The organism is Burkholderia sp. E168m23 (assembly GCF_016586125.1).
Taxonomy (GTDB): Bacteria; Pseudomonadota; Gammaproteobacteria; order Burkholderiales; family Burkholderiaceae; genus Burkholderia; species Burkholderia orbicola.
Window position 1 is genome coordinate 1 of the sequence record NZ_BCPP01000310.1, and the last position, 6,952, is coordinate 6,952.

At 66.7% G+C, this 6,952-nt stretch carries 5 protein-coding genes; 2 read left to right on the top strand and 3 right to left on the bottom strand.

Features of this window, described 5'->3' with window-relative positions; all coding sequences use genetic code 11:
- The first annotated feature begins 45 nt into the window (after positions 1–45).
- The gene (locus JMF90_RS17220; protein WP_054928620.1) at positions 46–333 is read left to right on the top strand and encodes a hypothetical protein; all 288 of its coding nucleotides are present in this window, start codon (positions 46–48) and stop codon (positions 331–333) included.
- Between the two features lie 40 nt (positions 334–373).
- Here the strand turns inward: JMF90_RS17220 and JMF90_RS17225 are convergent, their stop codons facing one another.
- The 3 genes from JMF90_RS17225 to JMF90_RS17235 form a co-directional block, all read right to left on the bottom strand.
- Positions 374–2,716 carry a sensor histidine kinase gene (locus tag JMF90_RS17225; RefSeq protein WP_054928621.1) on the bottom strand — a complete coding sequence of 781 codons (2,343 nt, stop codon included), beginning with the start codon at positions 2,714–2,716 and terminating at the stop codon, positions 374–376.
- The gene (locus tag JMF90_RS17230; protein ID WP_054928622.1) at positions 2,709–3,542 is read right to left on the bottom strand and encodes a response regulator; all 834 of its coding nucleotides are present in this window, start codon (positions 3,540–3,542) and stop codon (positions 2,709–2,711) included. The genes JMF90_RS17225 and JMF90_RS17230 overlap by 8 nt, the downstream gene beginning before the upstream one ends.
- Before the next feature lie 950 nt (positions 3,543–4,492).
- Positions 4,493–4,861, bottom strand: coding sequence for a hypothetical protein (locus tag JMF90_RS17235; RefSeq protein ID WP_227745891.1), 369 nt, complete (start codon positions 4,859–4,861; stop codon positions 4,493–4,495).
- A gap of 149 nt (positions 4,862–5,010) precedes the next feature.
- Here JMF90_RS17235 and JMF90_RS17240 point away from each other — a divergent pair.
- Positions 5,011–6,952 (top strand): ESPR-type extended signal peptide-containing protein (locus JMF90_RS17240; protein ID WP_268905989.1); only part of this gene is annotated, 1,942 nt, incomplete at its 3' end.

Sequence of the window (6,952 nt, forward strand, 5' to 3'; positions counted from 1 at the left end):
CGGCGATCGTAGTGCGACCGACTACCCTGGCGCGAGGAGAACGAGATGAAGCGCGATGACATGACAGCGGGCGCGGCCGATGCGCTGGCCGTCGAGCATGGCCGTCGGCCGCTGCTCGATCTCGGCGACGCGCGCGACTGCCGGATCGTGGCCGATGCGCTGCGGGTGCTGCTGCGCGAGCGCTCGGAAGCGCTGGCGTTCGCGATGCGCGTGGCTGACGAGCACGGCCGCCCGCGCCCGGATGCCGGCGAATTCGGCTTGACCGACATCATTCGGTTGGCCCGCGTGGTCGAGCTGGCTGATCGGCAGCGCGAGCGAACCGCGATGGAATGATGCGGGCGGCCGCCTGCCGGCCGCGCGTGGGGCCGCGCCGTCAGGCCGGCCCGGTCGCGTCCGCCTCGGTGTCGAAGGGCGTATCCGCGACCCGCGTGCGTTTCAGCGAGCCGGCCAGTTTTTCGATCGCGTGCAGGTCCAGCGCATCGAGGTGCTCGCGCATTTCCTGCACGAACGGCGCATGGCCCGGCTTGTCCACGTACTGGCCGAGCCATTCCTCGATATCGGTCAGCCGGCCTTCGCCGGCGAGCGCGATCAGCTCGGCGAGCGCGTCGGCGGGCGGGCTGCGCATCGCCGGCGCCGCGTGTGCCGGCTCCGCTTCGTCGGCGGGATGAAACTGCCGGACGAGCCCCGACGCCGGTGCGAGCGCATGGCCGAGGGCCGGCGCGACGACCGCGAACGAGAACGTCGTGCCGACGCCCGGCTGGCTCGCGACGGCCAGCTCGCCGCCCATCGCGGTGACGATGCGCTGCGCGATGAACAGGCCGAGCCCGGTGCCGCCGTTCACAGCCTGCACCTGCTGGTACGCGCGGAAGATATCGGTGGTCGTGGTGATGTCGATGCCGATGCCCGTATCGGCGACCTCGAACAGCAGGCGCCATGCATCGCCTTCGCGCGACGCGTGGATCGACAGTGTGACCGTACCGTTGCGCGTGAATTTCGATGCGTTGGACAGCAGGTTCAGCAATACCTGTTGCAGCCGGATGCCGTCGATCAGCACCGTGCGCGGCAGCGCCGTGACCGGCCGGTAGACGAACCGGTTGTCCTGCTGCGCGCACAGCGCGACCGCGTAGTGGCCGATGTCGTCCAGCAGCCCGGGCAGGTCGGTGCGGTCGGGCGCGACGCCGAGCGGCTGGAGTTCGGCCTTCGTGAACGCGAGCAATTCGTCGATCAGCGCGAGCTGGTAGCGGATGCTGCGGTCGATCGACCGGATCAGCCGCGCTTGGCCGCGCGTCGCGCCTTCCAGCAGCAGCTTCGCATAGCCGTTGATCGTCGACAGCGGCGCGCGCAGGTCGTGGCTGACATAGCCGAGCGTCTCGATCTTCTGCTGCATGTGCGTCTTCGACTGCTGCAACGCGTCGTTGAGCGCCACCGTGCGCCGCGCGACCTCGTCGCGCAGCCGGTCCTGTTCGGTGAGCTGCCAGTGTTCGAGCCGCTTGCGTGCCTCGGTGCGCTGCCGGCCCACGTGGTGAATCCACGCGGCCAGCACCAGCAGGTGCGTCGCGAGCCCGATGATCGCGATGACCGGGTTCGGAAAGACGTCGGACCGGATCCATGACAGCAAGGGCGGCAGCGCATCGCGGCCGTCGAGCATGCGGATCAGCATGTTGAACGTCGCGAACGCGACCGCGATCAGCATCACGCGGCCCGTCGGCGTGCGCCGGATCACGAGCATCAGCGCGAGGCTGATGTTGACGATCGCGAGCACGGTGTTCAGCCACAGGCAGAACCACGCGAAGGTCGCCAGATCGCCGAACGCCGCGCCGGCGATCCCCACGCATTCGAGCACGAGAAACACCACGTACACCGCGCGCATCGGCATCCTGGCCTTCTCGCGGTGCGCGACCATCAGGATGAAGACGATGAAGCACGCGACCGACAGGTACGCGAAGATCGTTTCGCCGCGCGTCGACCACTCGCGCGCGGCGGGCGACAGGGCCATCGCGAGATAGCCGCGATACGCGGCTTCGAACAGCGCGGTGTTCAGGGTCAGCGCGGCCAGCACGTGGAATACGCCGCTGCGCGAGAAAAAGCCGATCAGCAGCGCGCACCAGACGAGGGCGAGCAGCCCGCCGAAGAACCCGAAGTTCCACATCGACGCGTGCAATTCCTGCGCGATCCACCCGTCGCGGGTGAACGCGACCGGCGCGAGCCGCATTTCCTTGCGCGACGTGATGCGGATCAGCACGGGCAGCTGTTCGCCCGCGCGCAGCGAGACGTCGAGGGTCGGGTAGCGCGACGGCGCATCGAGCGCGTCGCCGCGATCGGTCGGGAAGCTGCGATCGAGCATCCACTGGCCGTTCCGGCCGACATAGAAATCGGCCTGGTCGACGCGCGCATCGCGAATCGCGAGCACCAGCGGGCGCGTCTCGCTGTCGCGGTTGATCAGCGTCGCGCGGACCCACCACGCCGAGCGCGAGAACGTCACGTTGAACGCGGTGCGGGCCGGGATGGCTGCGTGACGCGACGGATCGGCGAACCGCGCGGCGACCTCGTCGGCCGATAGCGTCGTGCCGGCGTCCTCCAAAACCGATACCGCTTCGAGTTGCGCGGGATTCGGCGCCGTTGCGGCACGGGCCGCCGCGCACGTGACCGCCAGCGCCGCCAGCAGCAGGAGCAACACGCGACATCCCGCCGTCCATGCCGCGTCGTGCCTACGCATCGCCGTGGTGCCCCCCCGGCGCGGCCGGCGCGTCGACCGCGTGGCGCTGGCGCCGCCAGTTGGACGGCGTGATGCCGAAGCGTTCGCGGAATGCCGTCGCGAAATTGCCGGGCGTGGAAAAGCCGATTTCCTCGGCGATGTCGCCGATGCCCATCGACGTTTCCGACAGGAAGTGCATCGCGGCGCGCAGCCGCGTATCGCGCAGGTATTCGAATACGGTCTGGCCGAGATGATCGCGGAACACGCGCGACAGCCGCTTTTCGTGCGTGCCGACCTGCTTCGCGAGATCCTCGAGCGCCGGCGGATGGCGCAGGTCGCGCAGCAGTACCTCGCTCGCCGCGCGCACGAGGGCGGCGTCGGGATTGTCGGGCAAATCGGGCAGGTGTGCGAACGGCTGGCTGCGCCGCGTGCGCTTCAGGTGATTGCGGATTCGCGCGATGACTTCCGCCGGTTCGAACGGCTTGACGATGTAGTCGATCGCACCCGTTTCGAGCCCCGCGATGCGATCCTCGAGATCGCCGGCGGCCGTCAGGATGATCACCGGAATGGATTGCGTCGACGGTGTGGACGCCAGCAGCCGGCTCGCGGCGAAACCGTCCATGCGCGGCATGCGGACGTCCATCAGGATCAGGTCGGGCGCGATGGCCTGCGCGCGGTGATAGGCCTGCAGCCCGTCGAACGCGACGCTGATCCGGCACCGCGCGGTGCGCAGGATTTCGGTCAGGAGCCGCAGGTCGTTCGGGCGGTCGTCGACGATCAGGATATGGGCGCCAGCGAGATCCGGCGTGGTGCGTGGCGACGCCGAACTGGGCAAGCGGGATGACATGGTTGCGAACGCGTTGGAAGGGAGTGGGCCTGTCAGGTCGGCGGCATCGCAATCTGGACGATTGTTGCGAAAAATTATATGTCGACAACAGCGTCGATTGTGAGGATTCCGTGCGGCGCGTGTGGGCTTGTCGCAGGGGCATGGCGGATGCGCGGCGGGAGTGTCGATGCTTCGGAAAATTGTGCCGAATCGATTAATAAAATTCCGGTCTTTATTTCCGGTTGAGGGGTTTTTGAAATTTGAATGGCCCGGATGATGAATTCATGCGCGAGGTGTCGAGCGTTAGATGGTGCGGCGTAAATGGAATCTGCTAATTCATTGTCATGAAGATTAAGTCTTTCATCGATGCCGCTTGGCTATTTCCATTTCTATAAAATCCGGATTCCTGCAAATGTGTATGAATGTAACTGTCGTCCGCTCCGGAAAAGGGTTTTTCCGCTGCGGAAAAGGTTTGCTTGGGAGAATACCTGCAAACTAGCCCCGGCACGGCTGGAATCGGTTCTTTTGCCGGCTCCGGTTGCCGCCAAAATTGCTGTTGCCGTCGCTTTCATGGCAGTCGATATTCAATGTCACATTGAGCGATGTAATTCCCGGATCATGGGATGGAAGTAACAAAAGGATAACGGGCACGAGGGTAATGCAATCGTCATGATTCGCGGCGAGGTTCGATATACAAGATGAATCGCGAAATGACGGGATGGGGCTGAGGGCAGGGCATCGAGCGAGAAGAAATCGTCAAGTCAATTCGATCGATTAATTCGATGCCGGGGCCGTGCGGCGAGAGGCCGGTTTTTTCCGGATTTCCGGAAAAAACCGGTCGCGCGCCGAACGGAAAGGGGTGAGCGACTTTGCGTGGGCTGCCGGGGTGGTTTGATCGATCCGGGCGCCGCGCGCGGTGCTCTATCGAATCAGGCGGATACGAAAAATATGAATACGACAAGCGTGGCAGGTCAGGGCGTCGGGTCGATCGATCCGGCGCCGGCTGTCAGCGTCAGCGATCCGGCGGCGCATGCTTCAGATCCGGGGACCACATGGCGCCTTTCGCCGCCTGAATGAAACATGACGGGCCGCCCGCGATGCGGGCCGGCATCCGTTCGTCCAGCGTCCGAGCGACGCTTTTCCGATGAGATTCGACGTCGTCCTTCGGCGGGAATGATGGCGTGCGCGCGTGCGGCATGGCGACGCGTCGTGCGCCATGCCGCCGCCGGGCCGGCGATGTCGACTTCCGTGAATCGATAGCCGGCTTTTTCGCCGTCGCGCATCGTGCCGAACGGGCATGCGCGGCGGTCGGTCGTGCACTCGCGATGTGGGTCGAGCATGCCGGGCAACGCTGTTCGTAGTGTTTATTAGTAATGCGAAGTGAGAGACGGGCGGCGCGAGGCAGGCGAAAACGGAGCGGGTCCGCGCTTCGCCTGACGCCGCGTTCGCTGTTGCGTCATCCAGCACTTGAGAACCGAGGGAACACAAGATGAACAAGTCGTTCAAGTCGATCTGGAACGAAGCACTGGGGGCCTGGGTTGCGGCTTCGGAGCTTGACCGCGCACGCGGCAAGCGTGTTGCGTCGTCGACGCGCGCGCCGGAATGCGCAGCGCACGGAGAAGCCGCGACGCACGCGGACATACCATCGGCGCCTTCGGTGTTGAGGCTGGCCGTGCTGACGGCGACCGCTTGTCTCGGGTTGTTCCATGCGAGTGCGCATGCGCAATACGCGCAGGATGGCGGTACCGCGTCGGGCGGCACGACGGCGATCTCGATCGGCCTCGGTTCGACTGCCGCGCAGCAGAATTCCACCGCGGTCGGCAACCTGTCGACGGCGCAGGGTTTGTCGGCCACGGCGCTCGGCCCGGGCGCACATGCGATGGGCGATGGTTCGACGTCCGTCGGCATCAACTCGCAGGCGACCGGCGTCAACAGTTCGGCGCTCGGTGTGCAGGCGATCGGTTCCGGCGACTATTCGGTCGCGATCGGCAACCTGTCGAGCGCGACCCAAAGCGGCGCGGTCGCGATGGGCAGCGGCGCGGCGGCGACCGGTGTTTCCGCCGTCGGGCTGGGCAACAACGCGCTGGCGTCCGGCCAGTACGCGGCGGCGATGGGGCTCGGTGCCAGCGCGGCGGGCGCGCAGAGCGTCTCGCTCGGCTATGCGTCGCATGCCACGAACACGGGTTCCGTCGCGCTCGGCAACCAGTCGACCAGTTCGGGCGCGGCCGGCGTGGCCGTCGGCAGCGGTGCGCTGACGACCGGGAATTCCGGCGTGGCGATGGGGGTGAACAGCGGGGCGAAGGGCACCGCGTCGATCGCGATCGGCTGGGGCGGCACCGCGGGCGTGCCCGGGTCGGGCACGCAGTCGCTCGGCACGAGTTCGATCGCGATGGGCTCGAACACGAATGCCGGCGCCGATCAGGCGCTGGCCTTCGGCCTGAACGCCAATGCGTCGGGCGTCAGTTCGATCGCGATGGGCGTGCAGTCGACCGCGACCCAGCAGTTCGCGACCGCGCTCGGCAATCTATCGCTGGCGACCGGCGTGTCCTCCAGCGCGCTGGGGCCCGGTGCGACGGCATCGGCCACGAATGCGACGGCGGTCGGTATCAACAGCGTAGCGGCGGCGACGTCGACCGTGGCGATCGGCGATTCCAACTCGGTTGCCGCGGCGGCAGGCGCGGGTTCGGTCGCGGGCGGTTACGGCTCGAAGGTGCTGGGCGGTATCGGCGCCGTCGCGCTGGGCTATGGCCAGACGGTGAGCGGCAACGGCGCGGTAGCGATCGGCGATCCGAGCACCGCGATCGGCACCGGCGCGGTCACGATGGGGTCGAACAACACCGCGAACGGCGACGGCGCGGTAGCGATCGGCAACACCAACAACGCGCAGGGCACGGGTTCCCTGGCGCTCGGCAATACGTCGACGGCAGCGGCGGCGGGCGCCGTCGCGTTCGGCGCGGCGGCCGTGGCCAACAACGCAAACGATGTCGCGCTCGGCTCGGGATCGACGACGGCCGCGCCGAATCCGACGGCCAGCGCGGTCATCGGCGGCGTCACGTACAACTTCAACGGTATCAACCCGGCGAGCGTCGTCAGTGTCGGTAAGGCGGGCAGCGAGCGCCAGATCACCAACGTCGCGGCCGGGCGGATCAGTTCGTCGAGTACGGACGCGATCAACGGGTCGCAACTCGCCGCGACGAATACGGCGCTCGATTCATTGTCGACGTCGACGGCGTCGAGCATCACGTCGCTGTCGACCGGGGTTTCGTCGCTGTCGACCGGGCTGAGTTCGACCAATAGCGCGGTGACGTCGTTGTCGACTTCGACGTCGACCGGGATCAGTTCGCTGTCGACGGGGCTGAGCTCGACCAATAGCGCGGTGACATCGCTATCCACGTCGACGTCGACCGGCATCAGCTCGTTGTCGACCGGCC